Genomic DNA, 21,665 nt, shown 5'->3' with positions numbered 1-21,665 from the left:
AACCAAGACCAAACCGACAGGGACCCGCCATGACCCACAGCCTTCGCCTCGCGGCCGCGGCCTCCGCGCTCGCCCTCGCCGCCGGCGCCGCCGGCGCCCAGGGCGTCGAGACCGTCTACCCCGCCCTCTACGGGGAGCCGTCGAACCTCGACCCGATCTACGACACCAACCTGCCGGCGCTGAACGTCTACTATGCGATCTACGACCGGCTGGCGACGATCGACGCCGAGGGCCGGGTGCAGCCGCAGATGGCCAGCTCCTGGACCTATTCGGACGACCTGAAGACCTGGACCTTCACCCTCAACGAGGGGATGACCTGCCACACCGGCGAGCCGATGGACGCCGCGGACGTGGTCTTCACCTACAAGACCGCGCTCAGCGAGACGACCTCGCGGCTGGGCGGCTACTTCGGCCTGATCGAGAGCGTCGAGGCGACCTCGCCGACCGAGGTGGTGTTCCAGCTCAAGGCCCCGTTCGCGCCCTTCGACCGGCAGACCACGCTCGCCGGCATCGTCTGCCAGGAGCAGTACGAGGCGATGGGCAAGGAGGCGTTCGGCCGGAACCCCGTCGGCTCGGGCCCCTACAAGTTCGTGGAATGGAGCGCGGGCGACTCGATCGCCACCACCCGCTACGAGGGCTATTTCGGCGAGCCGGGCCAGTACCCCAACGTCGTCTTCAAGCCCGTCCCCGACGGCACCACGCGCGCCAACTCGGTCCAGTCGGGGGACCTCTCGATGGCCCTGCTCGAGCCCTCGCTGGTCCCCGCGGTGAAAGAGGCCGGCGCGGTCGAGGTGGTCACCCAGCCCTCGAACCGGGTGATCTACGTGGGCTTCAACTCCAACGCCCCGTTCCTGGGCGAGGAGAAGGTGCGCAAGGCGATCGACCTCTCGATCGACCGCAAGCTGATCGGCGAGAACCTGCTCAACGGCGCCGTGACCCCCGTGGCCCAGCTGCTGGCCCCGGTGACCTTCGGCTACAACCCCGACCTGAAGCCGACCGAGCAGGACCTCGACGCCGCCAAGGCGCTGCTGGAGGAGGCGGGCTACGACGGCTCGACCATCACGCTCAGCTACCCCACCACGGGTCTGCCGCAGGTCGACCAGCTCGCCCAGGCCGTCGCCTACTTCATGGGCCAGGCCGGCATGAAGGTGGAGTTCGACGCGCAGGAGCAGACCACCTTCCTCAACAACTGGTTCACCTCGAAGCTGCCGGGCGTCTACATCTTCGCCTTCGCCCCCTCGGTCATCGACGGCAACCTGCCCTACCACATGCTGCTGAAGACCGGCGGCCAGGGCTACACCTTCGACGCGCGCATCGACGCGCTGATGGACCAGCAGATCGCCGAGACCGACGGCGACAAGCGCGCCGAGCTGCTCGGCCAGGTCGGCGAGATCGTCTACGAGCGCACGATCTACGCCCCCCTGTTCAACGACGACTACATCTACGGCGTCGCCAAGGACGTCGAGTGGACCCCGCGCCCCGACGGCATGATGACCTTCCGCTGAGGACCGATCCGATGAGCGAACCCGTCTCCATCCCCCTCAAGGACACGGCCCTCGTGGTCGTGGACATGCAGCGCGCCTTCTTCAACGAGACCGACAGTCTCGGGCGCGCCGGGCTCGACGTGACGCCCCTGCGCGCGGCGATCCCCGGCTCGATCAAGCTGGTCGAGATGGCCCGCAAGGCCGGCGTGCCGGTGATCTTCACCAAATACGTCTACATGCCCGGCATGGTCGACTTCGGCGCCAACCGCGGCGCAAAGGCCGAGGACCGCATGGCCCAGAAGTCGCTGGCCCATGGAACCGACGAGGTCGAGATCATCCCCGAGCTGGGCGTGAAGCCCGACGACATCGTGATCGAGAAGTCGCGGCCCTCGTCCTTCTACGGCACCCGGCTGGAGCCGGTCCTGACCTCGATGGGCATCCGCAACCTGGTGATCTGCGGGGTGACCACGAACATCTGCGTGGAATCCACCGCCCGCGACGCCGGACAGCGGGACTACGGCACCTTCGTCGTCTCGGACGCGGTGGCGGAGTTCACCAAGGAGCGCAACCACTACGCGCTGTTCGGCATCGGCTGGGTGTTCGGGACCATCGCCACCTGCGCCGACGTGGCGAAGGGCTGGCTCGGCGAAGACGCCGCCGCGGCGGCCGAGTGAGCCGGCCGTGAGGCCGCGCGCCTTCCTCGCGGGAGCGGACCTCCGCTCCCGCGTCTCCCCGTCCGGGCCCGGCGCCCGGACCGCCCCCGCCGGGAGGGATCCGATGTCCGCGCCAACGCCCCTGCTGTCGATCCGGGACCTCGCGATCGAGTTCGCGACCCCCGCGGGCCCGGTGACCGCGGTGCGGGGCGTCGACCTCGACCTCGCGCCCGGCCGGACGGTGGCGGTGGTCGGCGAGAGCGGCTCGGGCAAGTCCACCATGGCCGCGGCGATCAACGGGCTGCTGGCCGCCAACGGCCGCATCGCCCGCGGCTCGATCCTGTTCGAGGGGCGGGACCTGGCGCAGGCCACGCCCGCCGAACTGCGCGCCGTGCGCGGGCGCGGCATCGGGCTGGTGCCGCAGGACCCGATGTCGAACCTCAACCCCATCCAGCGCGTCGGCCGCCAGATCGCCGAGGCGCTGTCGGTCCACGGCCTGATGCGCGGCGCCGCCGCCTGGTCCCGCGCGGTGGAGCTGCTGGACATGGTCGGCATCCCCGACCCCGGCCGCCGGGCCAAGCAGTATCCCCACGAGCTTTCGGGCGGCATGCGCCAGCGGGTGCTGATCGCCATGGGCCTCGCCTGCCGCCCGCGCCTGCTGATCGCGGACGAGCCGACCTCGGCCCTCGACGTCACCGTGCAGAAGGTGATCCTCGACGAGATGGCCGCCCTGACCGCCGAGATGGGCACGGCCGTGATCCTGATCACCCACGACCTCGCGCTCGCCGCCGAGCGGGCCGACGAGGCGCTGGTGATGTTCCGCGGCGACATGGTCGAGCGGGGCCGCGCCGCCGAGGTGATGCGCAGCCCCCGGGCCGAGTACACCCGCCGCCTGATCGCCGCGGCGCCCACGCTCGCCTCCCGCCGGCTGGTGGGCGATGCGGTCCCCGCCGCGGCCGCCGATCCCCGCCCGCGCCGGGACCGCGTGCTGGCCGAGCTGGTGGGCGTGCGCAAGGAATACCCCGGCAGGCGCTCCCTGTTCGGCCGCGAGCCCGCCTTCGCCGCCGTGGAGGACATGACCCTCGAGATCCCCCGCGGCGAGACCGTCGCCGTGGTGGGCGAGAGCGGCTCGGGCAAGTCCACCACCGCCAAGCTGCTGCTCAGGATCGAGGACGCGACCGCGGGCGACATCGTCTTCGACGGCCGCGCGGTGACCCGGCTGAAGGGCCGGGCGCTGTTCGACTTCCGCCGCCGGGTGCAGCCGGTGTTCCAGAACCCCTACGGCTCGCTCGACGCCCGCTGGACGGTGGGGGCCTCGATCGAGGAGCCGCTGCGCATCCACGGCCTGGGCGACGCCGTCTCCCGCCGGACGAAGGTGCTCGACGCGCTCGACGCCGTCGCCCTGCCCCGGGAGATGCTCAAGCGCCTGCCGGCGGAGCTCTCGGGCGGCCAGCGCCAGCGCGTCGCCATCGCCCGCGCCCTGGTGCTGGAGCCCGAGCTGGTGGTGCTGGACGAGGCGGTCTCGGCCCTCGACGTGATCGTGCAGGCGCAGGTGCTGGAGCTTCTGGCCGACCTGCAGGCGCGGCTGGGGCTGAGCTACCTCTTCATCAGCCACGACCTCGCCGTGGTCCGCCAGATCGCCCACCACGTCCACGTCATGCGCCGCGGCCGCGTGGTCGAGAGCGGCGCGCCGGAGAAGATCTTCACGAGCCCCGAGACCGACTACGCCCGCGAGCTGATCGCGGCGATCCCCGGCGCCGCCCCCCGCGCGGCGCCCCCCGCCCCCGAGCAGCCCGCCCTGCGGCGGGCCTGACGGCCGCAGGGCGGACGTCGGCGGGCGGCCCGGGGGGTCAGAGCCCGTGGGCGGCTTTCGCCAGGTCGATCGCGGCCTGCTGGTGGGGCTGGAGCTCCATCTGGCCGTAGCCGACCATCACCTCGAGCCAGGGATCGACCACCTCGGTGCGCGCGCCCAGCAGTTCCTCCATCACGGCAAGGCCGCAGTAGGGGACGTGATAGGCGGAGTAGCCGCCCTCGTGCGTGCCCACCAGCCGGCCGCCGCAGAGCTCGGCCGCGAGCGCCTTCAGCTTCGCGGTCATCTCCCGGTAGGTGTCGGAGTGCAGCATCATCCGCCCCAGCGGGTCGTTCGCGCCCGCGTCGAAGCCCGAGGCGATGACGATCATGTCGGGCTTGAAGCGGGCGATGGCCGAGACCACCACCTGGTCGAAGGCCGCGACATAGGCGCCGTGGCCGCTGCCCGGCGGCAGGGGGATGTTGATGTTGCAGCCCTCTCCCGCGCCCTCTCCCCGGTGCTCGACGAAGCCGGTGGCCGGCGGATAGAGCCGGTCCTGGTGGAGCGAGATCGTCAGGGTCTCGGGGTCGTCGTAGAAGGCCTGCTCGGTGCCGTTGCCGTGGTGGACGTCCCAGTCGACGACCGCGACCCGGCCGAGACCCAGCTCGGCGCGCGCCTTCAGCACCGCGACCGGGATGTTGCCGTAGATGCAGAAGCCCATGGCGCGGTCGCGCTCGGCATGGTGGCCGGGCGGGCGGGCGAGCGCATAGGCGTTCGCGACCTCGCCGGCCAGCACCGCCTGGATGGCGCGGTAGGTTCCGCCCGCCGACAGCAGCGCGATCTCGTGGCTGCCGTGGCCGAAGGGCGAGAGGCCGGGGTCGCCGCCCTTCAGGCGGGCGCTCTCCTCCTTCACCCAGGCGACATGGGCGGGGGTGTGGAAGCGCAGCAGGTCGGCCTCGGCGACCGGCTCGGCTTTCAGCGAGGTCAGTTCATCCAGCAGGCCCGAGACCTCCAGCAGGTTGCGCATCCGGCGCTTGGTCTCGGGGTTCTCGGCGTGCTCGCCGGGCTGGATGGTCAGGCTGGGCGCGAACAGCGAGGCGTAGTTGCCCGTGTTGTGCCACAGGTAGAGCTCGTGAAAGACGAAGCCCGTCTTGCCCTGCGCCATGGTCTATTCCTCCCTGGGTCGCGGAGCGGCCCCGGCGCGGCGCCGGGGCCGCCAGGATCAGCCGCCGATCGCCGCGCGCGCGCAGCGCTCGGCGAACAGCACGGTGGTGGTGTTGATGTTGCCCGAGATCATCTTGGGGAACAGCGAGGCGTCGCAGATCCGCAGCCCCTCCAGCCCGTGGACCCTGAAGGTCTCGGGGTCCACCACCGCCATCTCGTCCCGGCCCATCTTGCAGGTGCCCGAGGCGTGGTAGAGCGTGGTGCAGTGGCCGCGGATGTAGTGCTCCAGCTCCTCGTCGGTCCGGCACTCGGCCGAGGGCTGCATCTCGCCGTCCAGCAGCGAGGCGAGCGGGTCGGTGGCCGCCACCTCGCGCTGGATGCGGATGCCGCGGATCAGGGTGGCGATGTCCTGACCCGTGGGGTCGGAGGTGAAATACTTCGGGTCGATCAGCGGATAGGCCACCGGGTCGGCGGTGCGGAGCGTGATCTCGCCCACCGACTCCGGCCGCTGCAGGGTGCAGTGGAAGGTGAACCCCGCCTTCGAGGCGAGGAACCGCCCGTAGTCGCGCTGGGGCGAGACGGCGCCGTAGAACTGCAGGTCCGGCTCGACGTCGGGACGCGAGCGGACATGGGCCGAGGCCGCCACCCAGGCGGAGGCGCGGATGCCGGTCTTCGACTCCTCCCACTCCTTCTGGGAGGCCGCCAGATCCTCGGCCGTCCAGGCGCCGATGCCCTCGTTCTCCTTCGTGTAATAGGAGAAGGGGATGTTGATGTGGTCGACCAGGTTCTTGCCCACGCCCGGCAGGTCATGGACCGGATCGACGCCCACCGCCTTCAGCTCGTCCGCCGGCCCGACGCCCGAGAGCAGCATGAGCTGGGCCGAGCCGATGGCGCCGGCGGTCAGGAACACCTCGCCGTCCGTCTCGACCGAGCCGGGCACGCCGTTCTCGAGGTATCGCACGCCCTTCACGCGGCCCTTCTCGACGATCAGGCCGGTCAGCAGGACGCCGGTCTTGAGGGTCAGGTTCTCCCGCTCCATCGCCGGCTTGAGGTAGGCGCGCCCGGTGCCCGAGCGCTCGCCCTCGCGGATGGTGAACTGGAAGAAGCCGAAGCCCTCCTGGCTGGCGCCGTTGTAGTCGTCGTTGCGCGGGTAGCCGAGGTTCACGCCGGCGTCGACATAGGCCTGCTCGTAGGGGTGCAGGTATTCGGGGTGCTGGACGTGCAGGGGGCCCGCGTTGCCGTGGAACTCGTCCTGGATGTCCTTGTTGCCCTCGAAGGACTTGAAGTCCTCGAACACATCCTTCCAGCCCCAGCCGGGGTTGCCCAGCGCCTCCCACCGGTCGAAGTCGTAGGGCAGGCCGCGGATGTAGATCATCGCGTTCATCGAGCCGGAGCCGCCCACCATCTTGCCCCGCGGCCAGAAGATGCGCCGCCCGCGGCAGCCCGCCTGCGGGACGGTGTGGTAGCCCCAGTCCTCATGGGTGTTGAACAGCGCCACCCAGTCGGAGGGCATGCGCGAGGTGATCGAGGGCTGGCCCCCCGCCTCCAGCACCAGCACCTTGCGCGCCGGGTCGGCCGAGAGGCGGTTGGCCAGCACGCAGCCTGCCGAGCCGGCGCCGAGGATGATCGCGTCGTACATGTCTTATCCCTTGGAGGAGAGGCGTTTGGCGAGGTCGCCGGCGAGGCCGGCGAGCCCCTTGGGCAGCAGCACGGTCGCCGCCGCGATGATCAGGCCGAGGCCCAGCGTGCGGAACTCGCCCGTCTCGCGCATCGCCTCGTCGGCGAGCATCAGCAGCACGGCGCCCGCGACCGGCCCCCAGAAGGTCCCGACGCCCCCCACCACCACGATGGCCAGCACGAACAGCAGGTTGGTCATCGAGAACACGTCCGGCCCGATCGCCTGGAAGTGCACGGCGTAGAGGCCCCCCGTCAGCCCGGTGAAGAAGGCCGAGAGGGCGAAGACCAGCAGCTGCGTGTGGAAGCGGTTCACCCCGCGCGCGACCGCATAGGCGGGATTGTCGCGCAGCGCCTTGAAGGCGAGGCCCATGGGCGATCGGATGATGAACCAGCTCATCAGCAGGGTCAGCACGAAGCCCGCCAGCACGATGCCGTAGTTGCCCATGATCCAGTCGCCGCGCAGCCACTCGCGCGTGCCGAAGCTGCCGAAGCGGGCGAAGCCGGTGGCCCCGCCGGTGAGCTGCCGGCAGGAGGCGCCCTCGTAGTAGAAGCACTCGGTGTCGGTGACGATCAGCAGGTAGATCACCTGCGCGATGGCGTAGGTCAGCAGCGCCACGTAGACGCCCGAGAGCCGCAGGCAGGCGAGCCCCATCACCATCGAGGCCAGCATCGCCCCGCCCGCGCCGGCGGGGATCGAGACCCAGACCGACCAGCCGAAATAGTGGCTCAGCATCGCGCAGCCGTAGCCGCCGATGGCGAAGATCGCCATCTGCGCCAGGCTGAAGATCCCGGCGTAGCCGAAGATCAGGTTCCACTGGACCGCGACCGAGGCCCAGACCAGCGCCAGGATGATCTGGCCCATCACGTAGCGGCTGTCGATCAGGAACGGCAGCGCCGCGGCGATGGCCAGCACCACCAGGCCGATCGCGAGGTCCCGCGTCCAGGAGCGGTCGGCGGCCGGCAGGCCCGCGGCCGCGGCCGCGGGCGCCTCGGCGGAGAGTGTCGCGTCGCTCATGATCTCCTCACAGGCGCTGGATGCGGGCGCGGCCGAACAGGCCGGCGGGCCGCCAGATCAGGATGGCGATGACCAGCAGCAGCAGCGTCGGGAAGCCCCAGCGGGCGCCGGCGGCGAACTGCATGGCGGCCTCGACCAGGGCCAGGCCGAAGGCGGCGGCGATGGCGCCGGGAAGGTTCCCCAGGCCCGCCACCACGCACATGATGAAGGCCTTCAGCATCGGGTCCGCCCCCAGCGTCGGGGTCAGCTGGGTGATCGAGCTGACCAGCACCCCGCAGATCCCCGCCAGCGCGCCCGAGAGCGCCAGCACCTGCAGGTAGACCCGCTGCACCGGCACGCCCATCAGCAGGGCGGCGTCGCGGTTCTGCGCCGTGGCCCGGATCGCCCGGCCCATCTTCGTGCGCGCGATCAGCAGCGAGGCCGCGGCCATCACCCCGACCGAGACCAGCACGATGGTCACGTTCAGCCAGGGCACCGCGCCGGCGCCCACCGGGATCGAGCCCGGCACGTCGAAGGGCTGGCCCAGCGGCTGCCCGCCGTAGAGCAGCAGCAGCGCGTTCTGCAGCGCGATCGAGATGCCGACGGTCGCGATCATCACCGCGGTCTCGAACCCCGCGCCGGAGCTGCGCAGCAGCTGGCGCACCACCAGCAGGTGGAGCAGCGCGCCCATCGCCGCGCCCGCCAGCATGGCGAAGACGATGGCCAGCGGCAGCGGCAGCCCGAGCTGGACCGAGCCGGTGTAGGCCGCGTATCCGCCCAGCGCCAGCAGCCCGCCATGGGCCATGTTCAGCATTCCCATCGAGCCCCAGACCAGCGACAGCCCGATGGTCGCCAGCGCATAGAGCGCGCCGTTGGTCAGGGCCGTCGTGACGACGGCGACGACGACGTCCAGCATCGCTCAGCCTCCCAGGTAGGTCGCGAGAAGCTCCTCGCGGTTCATCAGGTCGTCGGGCGCGCCGGACCACACGATCTCGCCGTCGTCGAACAGGTGCATCACGTCGCTCAGCTCGGCGACGCGGGCGGGGTTCTCCTCGACCAGCAGGATGGTGCGGCCCTGCTCGCGCAGGCGGGCGATGACCTCGTAGATCTGCTCGATCACCAGCGGCGCGAGGCCCAGCGACGGCTCGTCGAGCATCAGGACCTGACCGCCGGCCATCAGCCCGCGGCCGATCCCGACCATCCGCCGCTCGCCGCCCGAGAGGGAGGCCGCGACCTGCGTCCTGCGCTCGGCGAGGCGGGGGAGGAGCGCGAAGACCTCGTCGAGCCGGCGCTTCTCCTGCGCGGCGTCGCGCTCGAGATAGGCGCCCATGCGCAGGTTCTCGAGCACGGTCATGTCGGGGAACAGCAGGTCGCCCTGGGGCACGTGGGCGATGCCGGCGGCGGCGCGGCGGTGGGCGGCGTGGTCCTGGATCTCGGCCCCGAGCGCGAGGATCCTGCCGCCCCGCAGCCGCGTGAGGCCCGAGACGGTGCGCAGCAGCGTCGACTTGCCGTGGCCGTTGGGCCCCACGACGGTGACGATGCAGCCCCTCGGCACCTCCAGCGAGACGCCCTTGAGGACGTCGGGCCCGCCGTAGCCCGCCCGCACGTCCTTCAGCGCCAGGGCGACGGCCGCTCCGGTCGGGTCAGGCATCGGCGCCCTCCGAGAAATGCTTCTTCAGCCGGCCCGCGGCGCCCTGGCCGAGGTAGGTCTCGACCACCGTCGCGTCCTCGGCCACGCGGTCGGGGGGGCCTTCGAAGATGATCTGGCCGTGGTGCATGATCAGCACCCGGGTCGAGAGGGTCAGCAGGAAGCGCATCACGTGCTCGATCAGCACGATGGTCACGCCCTGCCCCTGCATCCGGCGCACCAGGCCCTGGATCAGGTCGATCTCCTCGGCGTTCAGGCCGCCGACGGGCTCGTCGAGGAACACCATCCGCGGCTCGGTCGCCATGGCGCCCGCGATCATCAGCAGCTTGCGGTCGAGCACCGGCAGCGCCCCCGCCGTCATGTGCGCCTTGGAGGAAAGGCCCGCGAAGTCGAGCGCCCGCTCCGCCGCCTGCCGGCTCGCGCGCGACAGGCGGAAGCCGGGGAAGCGGCGGGCGTGGCGGCCGAACTGGGCGGCGACCTGCACGTTCTCGAGCACGGTCAGGTGCTCGAAGGCGGCGTTGAGCTGGAAGGTACGGGCGATCCCGGCGTGGCAGATCTCGTCCGCCCCGGCCTCGGTGATGTCGCGCCCGTCGAATTCGATGCGCCCGGAGGTGGGCGGCGTCACCCCGGTGATCACGTCGAAGAACGTGGTCTTGCCCGCGCCGTTGGGGCCGCCGATGCCGAGGACCTCGCCGGAAGAGACGTCCAGCGAGGCGCCGTCGACAGCCTTGAGGGAGCCGTAGTGACGGCTCACCTCGTGGCAGGCGAGAAGGGCCTGCGTGCTCATCCCAGCCAGGGCGGCGTGAGGAACTCGCCGTTGGCGTAGAGCGCGGGGCCGACCAGGATCGGCGGCACCGTCAGGTCCTGGTGCTGCAGGAACTGGTGCGGCATGCCCAGCGAGGGGTCGGGGGTCTGCGCCGGGTAGGAGAAGGCCGACTGGCCCTCCGGGTCGACGTGGCAGACGCCGTTCACGCCGCGGAACACCAGCTTGCGCTGGACGGCCGCGATCTTCTGGGCCTGCTCCTTGTCGAAGGGCGCGCCGGGGCCGCCGGCGATGGCCGCCGACAGCGCCCATTTCCACAGCCCGTCGTAGGTCTGCGAGCCGGTCATCGGCGACGAATTGGCGCCGAAGGCCGCCAGATAGGCGTCCCGGAAGCCCTTGGCGTAGTCGTCGGGCAGGCAGGCGACGGTGGTCGAGTAGAGCACGCCCTTCACCGCATCCCCGCCGATCTCGCGGAAGGCCGGCAGCGAGGGGCCGTACTGCATGTAGACCAGCGACCGGGTCGGCTGCGGCACGAACTGCTGCATGAACTGCGCCAGATCCTGCGGCAGGAAGTGGGTGACCGCGATCACCGCCGGCGGGTCCTGGCGCAGCTTGGCCAGCACCGGCCCCCACTGGTTGTTGGGGAAGGGCACGGTCTCGTAGAGCGAGACCTCCCAGCCGTATTCCGCCGCCTTGTCGCGCACCGCGTTGGCGATGACGATCGAGTATTCGTTGGCCGAGGGGATCAGCGCGATCTTGCGGTTCTCCGGCGTCCAGGCGCCGGCCTCGATCAGGCTGTTGAGGTAGGGCAGCAGGTTGAGGCCGTAGTAGAGCTCCGGCGGATCGCCCTGGAACGAGCCGTAGTAGCGCTCCGGGTCCTCCAGGAACTTGGTGTTGTGCGAGATCACCGTGTTGTAGTGGGTGAACAGCACGTCGTTGTCGGCGGCCACGTCCATCTCGACCATCGAGGTGCCGACGTTGTAGCCGTTGACGATCACCGGCGTCTCGTAGCGGTCGATCAGCCGCTGCATCGCCTGCGAGGTGTTCGAGGCGCCCATGTCGCCGGTATCCTCGACATGCAGCTCGACCGGGCGGCCGAGGATGCCGCCGGCGGCGTTGATCTCGGTCACCGCCAGCTCGAGGCCGTTGCGGAACTCGATCCCGTCGGCCGCCGCGGCGCCCGACAGCGGCAGGGCCGATCCCACGTGCACCGTCTCGCCGTCCTGGGCGCGGGCCGTGTTGAGGCCCGAGAGCAGCGCGGCCCCCGCCGCGCCGCCGGCGGCCGCGCCGCCGAGCAGGGCTCGTCTGTTCATCATGTGCTGCGTTCCTTCCTGTCGATCCGTCTGGCCGGGCCTGGTCCGGCGAGGGCGACGCGCCGGGTCGCGACCCGGGGCGCTGGGGGGCCTGCGGGGCGGCGCCTCACAGGAAACTTTCGGGGCGCAGCGCCTGCCAGGCGCGGGCGAAGGCGCAGACCCGGGCGTCGCGCCCGCGCCCCGCGATCGCCTGCAGGCCGAGCGGCGCGCCCGACCGGGTCCGCCCCATGGGCATCGAGGCGGCCGGCTGCTGGGAGAGGTTGATCGGGTAGGAGAAGCCCGCCCACTCGATCCAGCGCGGCAGGCCGGAGCCGGGGGGAACCTCCTCCCCCGCCTTGAAGGGCGGGACCGCGACGGCGGGTGAGACGATCAGGTCCAGCCCCTCGGCCAGCCGGTCCATGGCCGCGCCGAAGGCGGCGCGCGCGGAAACGGCGGCGAGGTAGTCGACGACGGACCCGCGCTCGGCCTCGGCCGCGATCGCCTGCATCCCCGGATCGACCGCCGCGCGGGCCTGCGCGTCGAGGGTCGAGAGGCGCGCCGCCGCCCCGGCGTACCAGTGCGCCTTGAAGATCCCCAGCAGCTCGGAGACCATGGGCAGCTCGATCTCCACCAGCTCCGCGCCCGCGTCGACCAGCGTCGCCAGCGCCGCGTCGAAGGCCGCCGCGACGTCCCTGTCGAGCGCGCCCGAGGGGGGCGTGCGCCAGACGCCGAGGCGTGCGCCGTCGAGGGCGAACTCCTCCGTCGAAAGCGCGGGCAGGCGCCCCTCGCCCTGCAGCCAGTCGGCGAGGTCGCGGCCCGCCATGACCGCGAGCATCGCCTCCATGTCCTCGGCGCGCCGGGTCATCGGGCCGAGATGGGCGACGGTGCCGAAGGGGCTGGCGGGGAAGGCGGCGACCCGGCCGAAGGTCGGCTTGATCCCGCAGATCCCGCAGAAGGCCGAGGGGATGCGGATCGAGCCGCCGCCGTCGGTGCCCAGGTGGAACACCCCCGCGCCGAAGGCCGCCGCGGCCCCCGCGCCGCCCGAGGAGCCGCCCGCCGTCAGCGCCCGGTCCCAGGGATTGACGACGCCGCCGCTCGTGCCGCCGTCGGTCACCGCCTTCCAGCCGAATTCCGGCGTGGCGGTCAGCCCGAGGAAGGTCAGCCCCGCCGCCCGCATCCGCGCCACCGCCGGGGCGTCCGCCGCCTGCGGCGCGGGGTCGGTCGCGTGCGAGCCGTAGCGCGCGGGCCAGCCGGCGACGGCGACGATGTCCTTGATCGTGGCGGGCACCCCGTCGACCGGGGAGAGCGGCGCGCCCGCCCGCCAGCGGGCCTCGGAGGCGCGGGCCTGCTCCAGCGCCCGGTCGGCGTCGATCAGCACGAAGGCGTTGGTCTCGTCGTGGCAGGCCTCGGCCCGGGCCAGCGCCGCCCTCGCGACCTCCACCGGCGAGACCGCGCCGCGCGCGTAGCCGTCGGCCAGCGCCGACGCGCCCAGTCGGCACAGGTCGGGCGCCTGGTCCATCGGCGTGGCGCGGCGCGGCGTGTCGAGCATTCCGGCGGGGGCTCCCAAGGTTGTCTGCACAAATGCTGCATTGCAAATTCAGTTCCATAAAATGCATAATTTGGTGATCAGATCGGCGCCCGATAGCGAATGGAGCCCATCGTGCCGGCAACCATCAAGCAGCTGCATTACATTTGCGCAGTCGCGGACAGCGGCAGCATCATGGGCGCCAGCGACGCCCTGCGCATCGCGCAGAGCTCGATCACCGCCGCGATCGAGGCGGTGGAGCACGACCTGGGCGCGCGGGTCTTCGACCGCCGCCGCGGCCGGGGCGCCCGGCTGACGCCGCAGGGGGAGCGCTTCATGCAGGCCGCGCGCCGGCTGCTCTCGGCCGAGCGGCGCTATCAGCAGGAGCTCAGCGCGCTCGCCGACCAGCATTCCGAGCTGCGCATCGGCTGCTTCGAGCCCTTCGCCTCGCTGTTCGTGGTCGAGGTGCTCAGCCGCCTGCGCGCGAAGCTGCCCAACCTCAAGGTCTCGCTGGTGGAGGGGGACCAGCCGCGGCTGAAACGGTTCCTGGAACGGGGCGAGCTGGACCTGCTGCTGGCCTACGACCTGGGCCCGGATTTCGAGGCGGGGGTGACCGAGATCACCCCCTCGCCCCCGCATGCGCTGGTCTCGGCCGCCGGTCCCTTCGCGGCGCGCGACAGCGTCTCGATCGCCGAGCTGGCGGCGCATCCCTTCGTGCTGCTCAGCCAGCCCCTGACGGTGACCTACCTGCTGACGCTGCTGGGCGCCTCGGGGCTGCCGCCGGTGATCGGGTTCCGCTCGCGCTCCTACGACTCGGTGCTGCGGGCGGTGGCGGCGGGGTTCGGGAACTCGGTCCTCAACCTGCGCCCGCCGAAGCCGCTGGACGTCGAGACCGGCTGCCTGCGCCTGCCGCTGACCGACGACCTGCCGGCGCCGATGCTGATCGCGGTGGACAACTACGGCGATCAGAAGCCGCGGGTGGTGCGCGCCTTCATGGACGAGCTGCACGCCTACCTGACGCCGCCCGGCGCGACCGGCCGCCTCCCCGGCCGCGACGCGCCGCGCGCGGCGGACCTCGAACGCCGCCTGTCCTGACGGGCGCGCGGGCGGGTTCCCGGGGCCGCCCCCGGGACCCGCCCGCGTCTCACGGATCCGCGGGGGGACGGCCGCGGGCGCGGGTCTCCCCGGCGGCCTCGGCCAGGGACCGGCCCAGCGCGTCGCCGAGCGCGAGGGCCGCGGCGCGGGCGCGGGCCGGGGTCCATTCCGCCCGGCGGCGCGCCTCGGCCCGGCGGGCCGGTGCGCCGCGCCAGCCCAGGTCGAGCGCGATCCGCCCCAGCGGCGCGCCCTCCGGCGAGACCAGGAAATGCTCGCGCGAGGGCGCGCCGGCCTGCGCCCCGCCCACCGGCAGGCGCAGCCGGGCGGCGGGACGGCCCGCGACCATCCAGGCGATCTCCAGCGCCGCGTCTGGGCTGGGGGCGAAGGGCCCGAAGTCGAGCAGCGCGTCGAACCGCGGATGCCAGCGCCGGTCGGCCCGCGGCTCGGCCCTCAGTTCGCGCGCGAGACCGGTCTCGGGGTGCAGCCCGTGGTCCTGCACGGCGAGGCGCAGGACCGCCGGCGCGCCCGCCTCGACCGGCGCGTCGCCGGCGAGCTCGAGGTCGTGGACCAGCACGGTCAGCCGGTCGCCGGGCGCCCGCCCCGGCGTCTCGTCCCGCCAGCCGGTGGCGAGGAACCGCCGCCAGGTCCGGGCGAAGCGGCGCAGGAGCTGCGCCTCGAGCAGGGTGGCATGCGGCTCCCAGGCGCCGTCGGTCATGTAGAACTCCGGCCCCGGGATCGAGGGCGCCGCCGCCCGCACGCCGCCTGCGGCCGACCAGGCCGCCCGCCGCGCGGCGTCGAAGGCGTCCGCCGCGGGCAGCCGTCGCACCAGCGCCGGCGCCTGCAGGTGGGGCGCGGCGAGCGACGCCCGGCTCGCCGGAACCGCGTGCGCCAGCGCCGAGAGCAGGGTCAGCGAGGCCTTGGGCTCGCGCAGCGGATCGGAGGACTCCGCCTCCGCCGCCACGAACAGGTCCGGGCCGCCGACGTAATAGGCCGGCCGGTCCCGCTCCCAGTTCTCCAGCAGCAGGTCGTGGACGCGGACCTCCTCCCCCTCGGGCCGGGCCGGCTCGACGCTCATCTCCTCGACCTGGAAGGGCTGCGGGCGGCCCTGCCGGTCGACGGCCGCCAGCGTCACGCCGGGCGAGAGCTCGACCACGCCGCTCTCGGCCATGGTGGGCACGCCGTCATGCAGGCTCCAGGCGTTCAGCGCGGCGTAGCGCGGGCCGCCGTCCTCGGGCCGGCGCAGGGGATGGCCCTCGGTCGCGCCGAGCGCGAGGCCCGCGATCCGGGCGAGCGCGCGGCGGCTGAGCGGCCGCTCGACCAGCGCCACGCGGCGCGGGCCCTGCGGGGTCCAGACCGCGTCGCCCTCGACCACCGTCTCGATCGCCTTGACCGAGAGGTCCGCCATCAGCACCCCGGCGCCGTCGGCGAAGCAGCTCGACGGCGGCTGGTAGTAGCGGTTCAGCGGCCCCCAGACCCCGAGGCTGAGGGAATAGCCCTTGTCGGCGGTCACATTGCTGTCGATCGGGAAATAGGAGCCCGAGACGATCAGGGTCGAGCGTTCGGGCATCCCCTCGACCAGGCGGCCGCCGGCCTGGGCGGCGACGTCCTCGCCGTTCAGGGCGGCGTACCAGGCGGTGTAGCCGGAGCGCCAGGTCCCGGGGGCCAGCTCCTCGGGCACGTCCATTCCGGCGGCCTGGGCGGCGGCGATCACCGCGTCGGGGTCGCCGCCCAGCAGCGCCACAAGGATCCAGTTGTGATAGAGGAACCAGGCGGCCGCGTTGGTGGAATCGCCGCCCATCGACAGCGCCTCGTTGATGTTGGCGATGAACCCCGCCGAGCAGATCCCGGCCGCGAGCTCCGCGCGCGCCTCCTCGAGGCCGCCGGCCGCCTGCAGCTGGGCCCAGGCGTTCGTCGTGGGGGCCCAGCCCCCGCGGATCATGCCCAGCGAGGCCGCCCACATCGATCCCCGCAAGGCGCGGTCCGCGTCGCCCATCGCCCCGGCGAGCCGGCCCGAGTCCACGTCGAAGCCGGCGCGCGCGCGCGCCGCGTCGGTCAGCAGCGCCAGCCCGTAGCCGCCCCACCACGCCGCGGTGATGCCCGGGTTCGCGGCCTGCAGCCCGGGGCCGATGGCGGCGGCCGCCGCGCTCCCCCCCACGTTGGTGAAGAAGGCGTGGCGATAGCCCGAGTAGGGGCCGTTGTAGCTGTAGCTGTTGTAGTAGCCGAAGCCCGACTCCGAGGGCTGCGGCGCGATCTTGTCGTTGGGCAGGTTGATCTCGGCGAGGTTGGCCAGACCGGCGCGGAACTGGCTCACGTAGGCCGGGTCCGCGTAGTAGGGCAGCGCGTCGATCAGCGCCTCCAGCGCCTGCGAGGCGAGGACCGCGCGCAGCGCGGCCTCCGGCCCGGGCCCCGCGGCGGGGGGAGGGGCGGCGAGGCCGCCCGCTCCGGGTCCCTCCCCGGGCGCGGCGGCGCGCCCGGGACCTGCATTGGGAATGGCGGCGATCAGGGCGTCGGCCAGCGCCTCCTCGAGCTCGGGATAGGTCACGACGGCGTCGCCGGCGCCTTGACGATCACCGCGAAGTCGACCGTGGCCGAGCCCAGCGTGTTCGTCACCGTCTCATGCACGGCGGCCCGGCTCTCGGGCGTCGCGGTCCCGCCGTTGGGCGCAATCCGCCCGGTGGCCGCGTCGAAGCCGAGGAAGGCCGGCAGCGGATCGCCGGAGAGCTCCGCGGTCCAGGGCGTGCTGGGCAGCACGCCGAAGCTGGGGGCGTAGGACTCCTGCACCGCGGGGCGGCTGTTGAGCACGAAGCTGATGTCGGGGCGGTGCATGTAGTTGGGCGACATCCCCGACATGGCGAGCAGCCAGGGAATGGGGAGCGGCGAGAACTGGAGCCGTCCCTCGCCCGCGACCAGGAATTCGAGGGCCTCGTCGGCGGGCGCGGCGCCCTCCGGCGCCGGGGGTCTCACCACCTGGATCGCGCAGGCGAGCGACAGCGGCTGGCCGGCGCTGTTGAGCTGGGCGTGGCCCATGGCGGCGAAGCGCCAGGTCTGGGTCACGACCTTCGGCCCGTCCCCGTCGGCGGCCTTCGGGGCGTCGCCGTCGGCCTTGGGCTTCAGCCGCGGCGCGTAGCGGATCGAGCCGTCGTCCATCAGCGACAGGTAGCGGGTGACCGGATAGGTCTCGCCCTCCTCGACCACCACGGTGAACACCCGGCTCAGGCCGGTCCCGTCGGTCTCGATCTGCTGCACGGCGTCGGGCAGCGTGGTGGGCGCGCCCAGCCCCGCCGCGCCGTCGGCCCCGGCGAGCAGCGTCAGCCCCTGGGCGACGGTGGTCCCCACCATCAGGAGGTCGTTCTTGTCCTTGTTGAGGAAGGGCACGAAATAATCGACCGCCGAGGCCCGGGCGCTGACCGCCAGCCCCGCGGGCTTCACGTAATCGTCCACGAACTCCTGCACCGGATCCGGCGGCTTGCGGAACATCTGGTAGATCAGCAGGCCCACGCCCACGAGCGCCAGCAGCACCGCCAGCGGCCCCGCCACCGCGATGATCGGGGCGAGGATGCTCTCGGCCGCGATGAAGCCCACGTCGATGGCCCAGGCGCCCACGGTGGCGAAGATGGTCAGCGCGCCGCTGACGATGTTGAGGATGTCCGAGGCCAGCGCCACGCCCTGGTCGCCGGTGGCGATCTCGTAGATCGAGAAGCCGATGCCCGCCAGGATGAACAGCGGCCCGATGCGGGTGGCCACGAACTCGTCGAGACTGCGCCCGAAGACCTTGGCCGCGAGGCTCAGCTCCGCCTGCTCCACCTCCCCTTCGAGGGCCAGCAGCGGGCGCACGTCCTCGGCGAACTTGCCGACGCTGCCCTCGGTGTCGCCGAGGAAGCGGGCGGTGGTGTTGCCGATGCGCTGCAGCGCCGCCTCCAGCGCGTCGGACTCGCCCTGGGCGAAGACCCGGCTGATGCCGCCGATGCGCTGCCACTTGGTCAGCCCCTCGGCCGAGTAGAGCGCGTAGATCCGCACCCCGCGCTTGACCACCGCGGCCAGGAACTGGATGCCCATCTGCACCGCGTTCAGGATCACTTCGGTCTTCTGGGCGGCGTCGAGCTTGTCCCACTGCTTGAAGGCGCCCAGCAGGTTGAACAGCGCCAGCCCCGCGATCCCGGTCATCAGCACCGACCCGAAGATCGACGAGACGGTGGAGAACTTGGGGAAGGTCTTCGAGAACCAGGCGACGAAGGTCTTGGCGACGTAGGGGAAGGACAGCGCCTCGTCCACCGCCTCCGAGAAGCCCACCAACGCCTCGATCGAGTCGCGCAGCATCTGGTCGGCGTTCTCGTCCGCCAGGAACGTGGCCAGCTTCTCGGCCGCCTCGCGGATCTGCTCGTCTTCGTTGTTGATGTTGTTCTGGACGAAGGTTTCCAGATACTGCTTGATGATGTCGAAGGTCGTGGAGTCGTTCTCGAAGCTGTACATGCTCGGAACGATGTTGGTCGACAGGAAGGCGCTGATCGTGTCGGTGTATTTCTTGGAGAACACGCCCGAGGGGTCCAGCGCCGTCAGCACCGCCGCGTTCTGCTGGAACAGCCGCGTCAGCGTCATCCCGTCCGAGGAGCCGGTCGAGATCCCCATCTGCAGGGCGATGTTGGCCAGCACCGCGGGGGCGGTGTTGTAGGTGTAGAAGGCGAAGGCCCAGAACAGGTTCTGCTGCTTGGCGTAGTCGCCCGCCTGCTGCACGTCCGCGATCAGCGTCTGCTTGAGGTCGGGGGGCGAGTTGCCGTCCACGGTGACGTTGGCCTGGATGTCGGCGATGTCGGCGGCCACCTGCTGGTCGATGATCGTCGCATACTCGGGCGCGCGGTCGATCTGGTCCTGCAGGTAGTCGGCGGTCAGGGGGAAGCGTTCCTGCCAGCGGTACTCGAACAGGCGCTGGCTGTGGGTGTTGTAGACGCGCGAGGCGGCGATCTCGGTCCGCAGCCACTGCGCCGCCCGCGGCCCGTTCATCTGCTGCGCGGCCGAGAGCGTGGAGGACGACAGCCCCTGGGTCATCACCGCCGTCGCCATGCGCCCGTACCACGCGCCGGGATCGGCCACGCCCGGCACCGGGCTCGCCGCGATGCGGGCGACCTCGCCGGAGACGGTGGGATGGGGCGTGCCGGGGAACAGCAGCGACCACATGTCGGTCGGGATGAAGCTGTTCATGATCTCGCCGAGGTCGCCGGTCACGGCGCTCTGCACCGCGTCGCTCCACTGGCCCTTGTCGTTCTGCACGAAGCCGTTCATCGCCAGCAGGCCGTAGATGGTCAGCGGCGAGGCGGCGGCCGCCGCCGCCGTCTCGGCCAGCGTCGCGAAGCGGGCGTGCAGCGCGGGGTGGGCCTCGGCGTGGCGCTCGACGGCGCGGTGGGCGGTCTCGGCGGGGAGGCGGCGCACGGCGTCGTCGCCGACCCGCGCCCGGCCGCCGTCGGCCGAGAAGGTCATCCGCCCCTCGGTCGGAAGGCCCGCGCGGGCCGCCGCCTCGGGGTCGAGGCCCGACCAGCGCAGCTCCCGCCCCCGCAGGACCGAGGCCTCCACCGCCTCGCCGCCCAGGTGCAGGCGGCCGCCGAAGACCCCGAAGGGCGCATGCCGGGCCGAGCGAGAGTAGATCCCCGTCGCCGCCGGCCAGGCGCGTTCGCCCCGCAGGCCCAGCAGCGTGCCGTTGGGGGCGATGGCGTCCACCTCCAGCGCGCCGTCGAGGCGCAGGGCGGCCGCGTCCTCGCGCAGCATCATCCAGTAGGGGAAGACGCTGTCGGGCTGGTCGCCGCTGGGCGCGGTCCCGTCGGGCTGGACGGTGTCGGGGTCGGGGCCCGCCAGGCTCTTGAAAGCCAGCGCCCAGACGGTCTGGCCGTCGTGCTCGGCGAGCTGCAGCGAGGCGTCGAAGCTGCCGAGCGGGGCCTGCCACTCGTCCCCCGTCAGCTTGTCGGCGAAGAGGAAGGTGAAGGTGGGCGGCGCGATCGGCCCGCCCGGCGTCACCGTGTAGGTCAGCCGCAGGCGTCCCTTGCCGCCGGCCCAGTCGGCGGCCTGCCAGGCGGGGGAGGCCGGGTCCCAGTCCAGCGCCACCGCCTGGCCGCCCGAGGTGACGTAGGCGACCCCGGCGTCGGGGGCCACGTCGCAGTCGAAGACCGCGGTGGCGGCGGCGGTCACCGAGATCACCGCCTCGGCCGACCCCACCGTGCCCACGCCGCCGGTTCCGTCATGGGTCAGGTGCAGGCGTCCGCCGCCGTGGGGCCCCTCCCAGGTCAGCACCCGGTCGTGGGCGTCGTAGCGGAAGCTCTCCCGCGGGACGGGGACGTGGTCGATGAACAGCTGCTCGCCCGCGAGATCGCCCTGCTCCGGGCGCACCAGGATCACCGAGGTCGGCGTCCGCTCGGCCCGCAGCCCGGCCGCGAGCGGCGAGGCGGCGTCCTCCATCGGGATCAGCGTCAGGTCGTGGACTTCGGCGATGCGCGGCCCGATGGCGGCGCGCGAGCGCAGCGGCCGGCCCCGGCGGGGGCGGCTGCGCTCGCGGTCGCGGTCGCGGACGGGGGCGAGGGGGACGAGCATGTTCATGGTTTCGGCTCCTGCCGACAGGGCGCCTCGGCGCCGGCCGGCTCTGTCACGGGGTCGCAAACGGATCGGAGAACAGGGCCGGCGGCCGGCGCCTGATCAGCCGTCGACGCACGCGTCGACGGAGCGCGCGATCCGGGAGGCCCCGGAAAGCCCTCGTCACGCGGTCGCCGGCATGCGTCCGCCCACGCCCGCTCCCTCGCCTCGGCGCCGGGAAGCGGCCGTGCGGAGCGGGTCGGGGGACCGCTGGAGGATCGGGACGCCACGCGCATGGCCTCGGCGGCCGCGGGCGCGGCCGACGGCTATCCGCCCTGTCTCGATCCTGTCGCGATGAGGTTGCGCCGGTGAAACCGCACGAGCTGTCTGAAATTCGCGCGCGCAGAACGGCGCGTCAGCCGGTGTTCGAAATCAACTTAAAGCCCTCCCTGGTACGCTGGGCCTGCGTTCGATACGCTGCGGTTCATCTACTTGAGGCCGCAACGTAAAGCTACGCCGCTTCCGCGCCAGCGTCAACCTTGGGGCGAGCCTCGGCCCGCTCACATCGCCGGCATCCCCCGTCGGACGCGCCCCCCGCAAGGGCGCGCGCCCGTCGGCAGGCGGCCCCGGCGCGGCGGTCCGCGCGCCAGCACTGCCGCGGACCGTCCGGCGGGGCGCCCGAGAGCGCCTCGGATCCGGGGCCGCGCGGGCGACGCGACGGGCGCTCGATGCTCGGGTCGCGACCCCGGCCGGGGCGACCTGTCAAAATAAAACTGGAGATTCCGAAATCAGAGCCCTGAATTTCACCGTCCGTCTCGCCATGATTCATATGTCATCAGATGAATTGCATTCATCTTCATTGAATTCTCCCCCTTTCACCCCAGATATCGTTGACGCTCAGCATGCGCTTTTCGCATCGCGCGCCGGGGCCGGCGTCAGGACGGCCGGCGCGGCGCGTCGATGCCTGCGGCCCGGGCGGATGACGACTACGCGATGACGATCCCCGCCGCCGAGGCGCAGCCCCCCGCC

The 21,665-nt window shown here is 72.4% G+C and carries 14 protein-coding genes; 4 read left to right on the top strand and 10 right to left on the bottom strand.

Annotated features, from left to right (window positions below; all coding sequences use genetic code 11):
* Positions 1–29 precede the first annotated feature (29 nt).
* From BM064_RS01060 to BM064_RS01050, 3 genes are all read left to right on the top strand, one after another.
* Entirely contained in the window at positions 30–1,505 is a 1,476-nt protein-coding gene (locus BM064_RS01060; protein WP_092856973.1) for an ABC transporter substrate-binding protein, read from the top strand.
* A gap of 11 nt (positions 1,506–1,516) precedes the next feature.
* On the top strand, positions 1,517–2,158 hold the full coding sequence (locus BM064_RS01055; protein ID WP_092856971.1) for a cysteine hydrolase family protein: 642 nt from the start codon (positions 1,517–1,519) through the stop codon (positions 2,156–2,158).
* A gap of 103 nt (positions 2,159–2,261) precedes the next feature.
* Positions 2,262–3,950: a dipeptide ABC transporter ATP-binding protein gene (locus BM064_RS01050; RefSeq protein WP_092856969.1), complete on the top strand. Its 1,689-nt coding sequence runs from the start codon at positions 2,262–2,264 to the stop codon at positions 3,948–3,950.
* A gap of 37 nt (positions 3,951–3,987) precedes the next feature.
* On the opposite strand, the gene BM064_RS01045 is transcribed toward BM064_RS01050, so the two are convergent.
* The 8 genes from BM064_RS01045 to BM064_RS01010 all read right to left on the bottom strand — a co-directional run bounded on the left by BM064_RS01045 (position 3,988) and on the right by BM064_RS01010 (position 13,013).
* Complete coding sequence (locus BM064_RS01045; protein ID WP_092856967.1) at positions 3,988–5,091, bottom strand: class II histone deacetylase; 1,104 nt, start codon at positions 5,089–5,091, stop codon at positions 3,988–3,990.
* Positions 5,092–5,148: 57 nt separating this feature from the next.
* Entirely contained in the window at positions 5,149–6,729 is a 1,581-nt protein-coding gene (locus tag BM064_RS01040; protein WP_092856965.1) for a GMC family oxidoreductase, read from the bottom strand.
* Between the two features lie 3 nt (positions 6,730–6,732).
* The gene (locus BM064_RS01035; protein ID WP_092856963.1) at positions 6,733–7,782 is read right to left on the bottom strand and encodes a branched-chain amino acid ABC transporter permease; all 1,050 of its coding nucleotides are present in this window, start codon (positions 7,780–7,782) and stop codon (positions 6,733–6,735) included.
* 7 nt (positions 7,783–7,789) lie between these two features.
* Positions 7,790–8,677 (bottom strand): branched-chain amino acid ABC transporter permease, encoded by an 888-nt coding sequence (locus BM064_RS01030; RefSeq protein ID WP_092856961.1) that lies wholly within the window; start codon positions 8,675–8,677, stop codon positions 7,790–7,792.
* Positions 8,678–8,680: 3 nt separating this feature from the next.
* The gene (locus BM064_RS01025) at positions 8,681–9,412 is read right to left on the bottom strand and encodes an ABC transporter ATP-binding protein (protein WP_092856960.1); all 732 of its coding nucleotides are present in this window, start codon (positions 9,410–9,412) and stop codon (positions 8,681–8,683) included.
* Positions 9,405–10,196, bottom strand: a complete 792-nt coding sequence (locus tag BM064_RS01020) for an ABC transporter ATP-binding protein (protein WP_092856959.1) — start codon at positions 10,194–10,196, stop codon at positions 9,405–9,407. Before BM064_RS01020 ends, BM064_RS01025 begins: the two co-directional genes overlap by 8 nt.
* The gene (locus BM064_RS01015; RefSeq protein WP_092856958.1) at positions 10,193–11,488 is read right to left on the bottom strand and encodes an ABC transporter substrate-binding protein; all 1,296 of its coding nucleotides are present in this window, start codon (positions 11,486–11,488) and stop codon (positions 10,193–10,195) included. The genes BM064_RS01020 and BM064_RS01015 overlap by 4 nt, the downstream gene beginning before the upstream one ends.
* Before the next feature lie 103 nt (positions 11,489–11,591).
* Complete coding sequence (locus BM064_RS01010) at positions 11,592–13,013, bottom strand: amidase (protein WP_218160907.1); 1,422 nt, start codon at positions 13,011–13,013, stop codon at positions 11,592–11,594.
* Positions 13,014–13,112: 99 nt separating this feature from the next.
* Here BM064_RS01010 and BM064_RS01005 point away from each other — a divergent pair, with 99 nt between their 5' ends.
* On the top strand, positions 13,113–14,084 hold the full coding sequence (locus tag BM064_RS01005; protein ID WP_092856957.1) for a LysR substrate-binding domain-containing protein: 972 nt from the start codon (positions 13,113–13,115) through the stop codon (positions 14,082–14,084).
* Between the two features lie 49 nt (positions 14,085–14,133).
* On the opposite strand, the gene BM064_RS01000 is transcribed toward BM064_RS01005, so the two are convergent.
* Both BM064_RS01000 and BM064_RS00995 read right to left on the bottom strand, forming a co-directional pair.
* On the bottom strand, positions 14,134–16,626 hold the full coding sequence (locus BM064_RS01000) for a hypothetical protein (RefSeq protein ID WP_092856956.1): 2,493 nt from the start codon (positions 16,624–16,626) through the stop codon (positions 14,134–14,136).
* Entirely contained in the window at positions 16,623–20,663 is a 4,041-nt protein-coding gene (locus BM064_RS00995) for a hypothetical protein (RefSeq protein WP_092856955.1), read from the bottom strand. The genes BM064_RS01000 and BM064_RS00995 overlap by 4 nt, the downstream gene beginning before the upstream one ends.
* Positions 20,664–21,665 lie beyond the last annotated feature (1,002 nt).

Source organism: Albimonas pacifica (assembly GCF_900113695.1).
Lineage (GTDB): Bacteria > Pseudomonadota > Alphaproteobacteria > Rhodobacterales > Rhodobacteraceae > Albimonas > Albimonas pacifica.
Note: the sequence above shows the minus strand (reverse complement) of the source record. Positions and strands in the feature narration are given on the sequence as shown.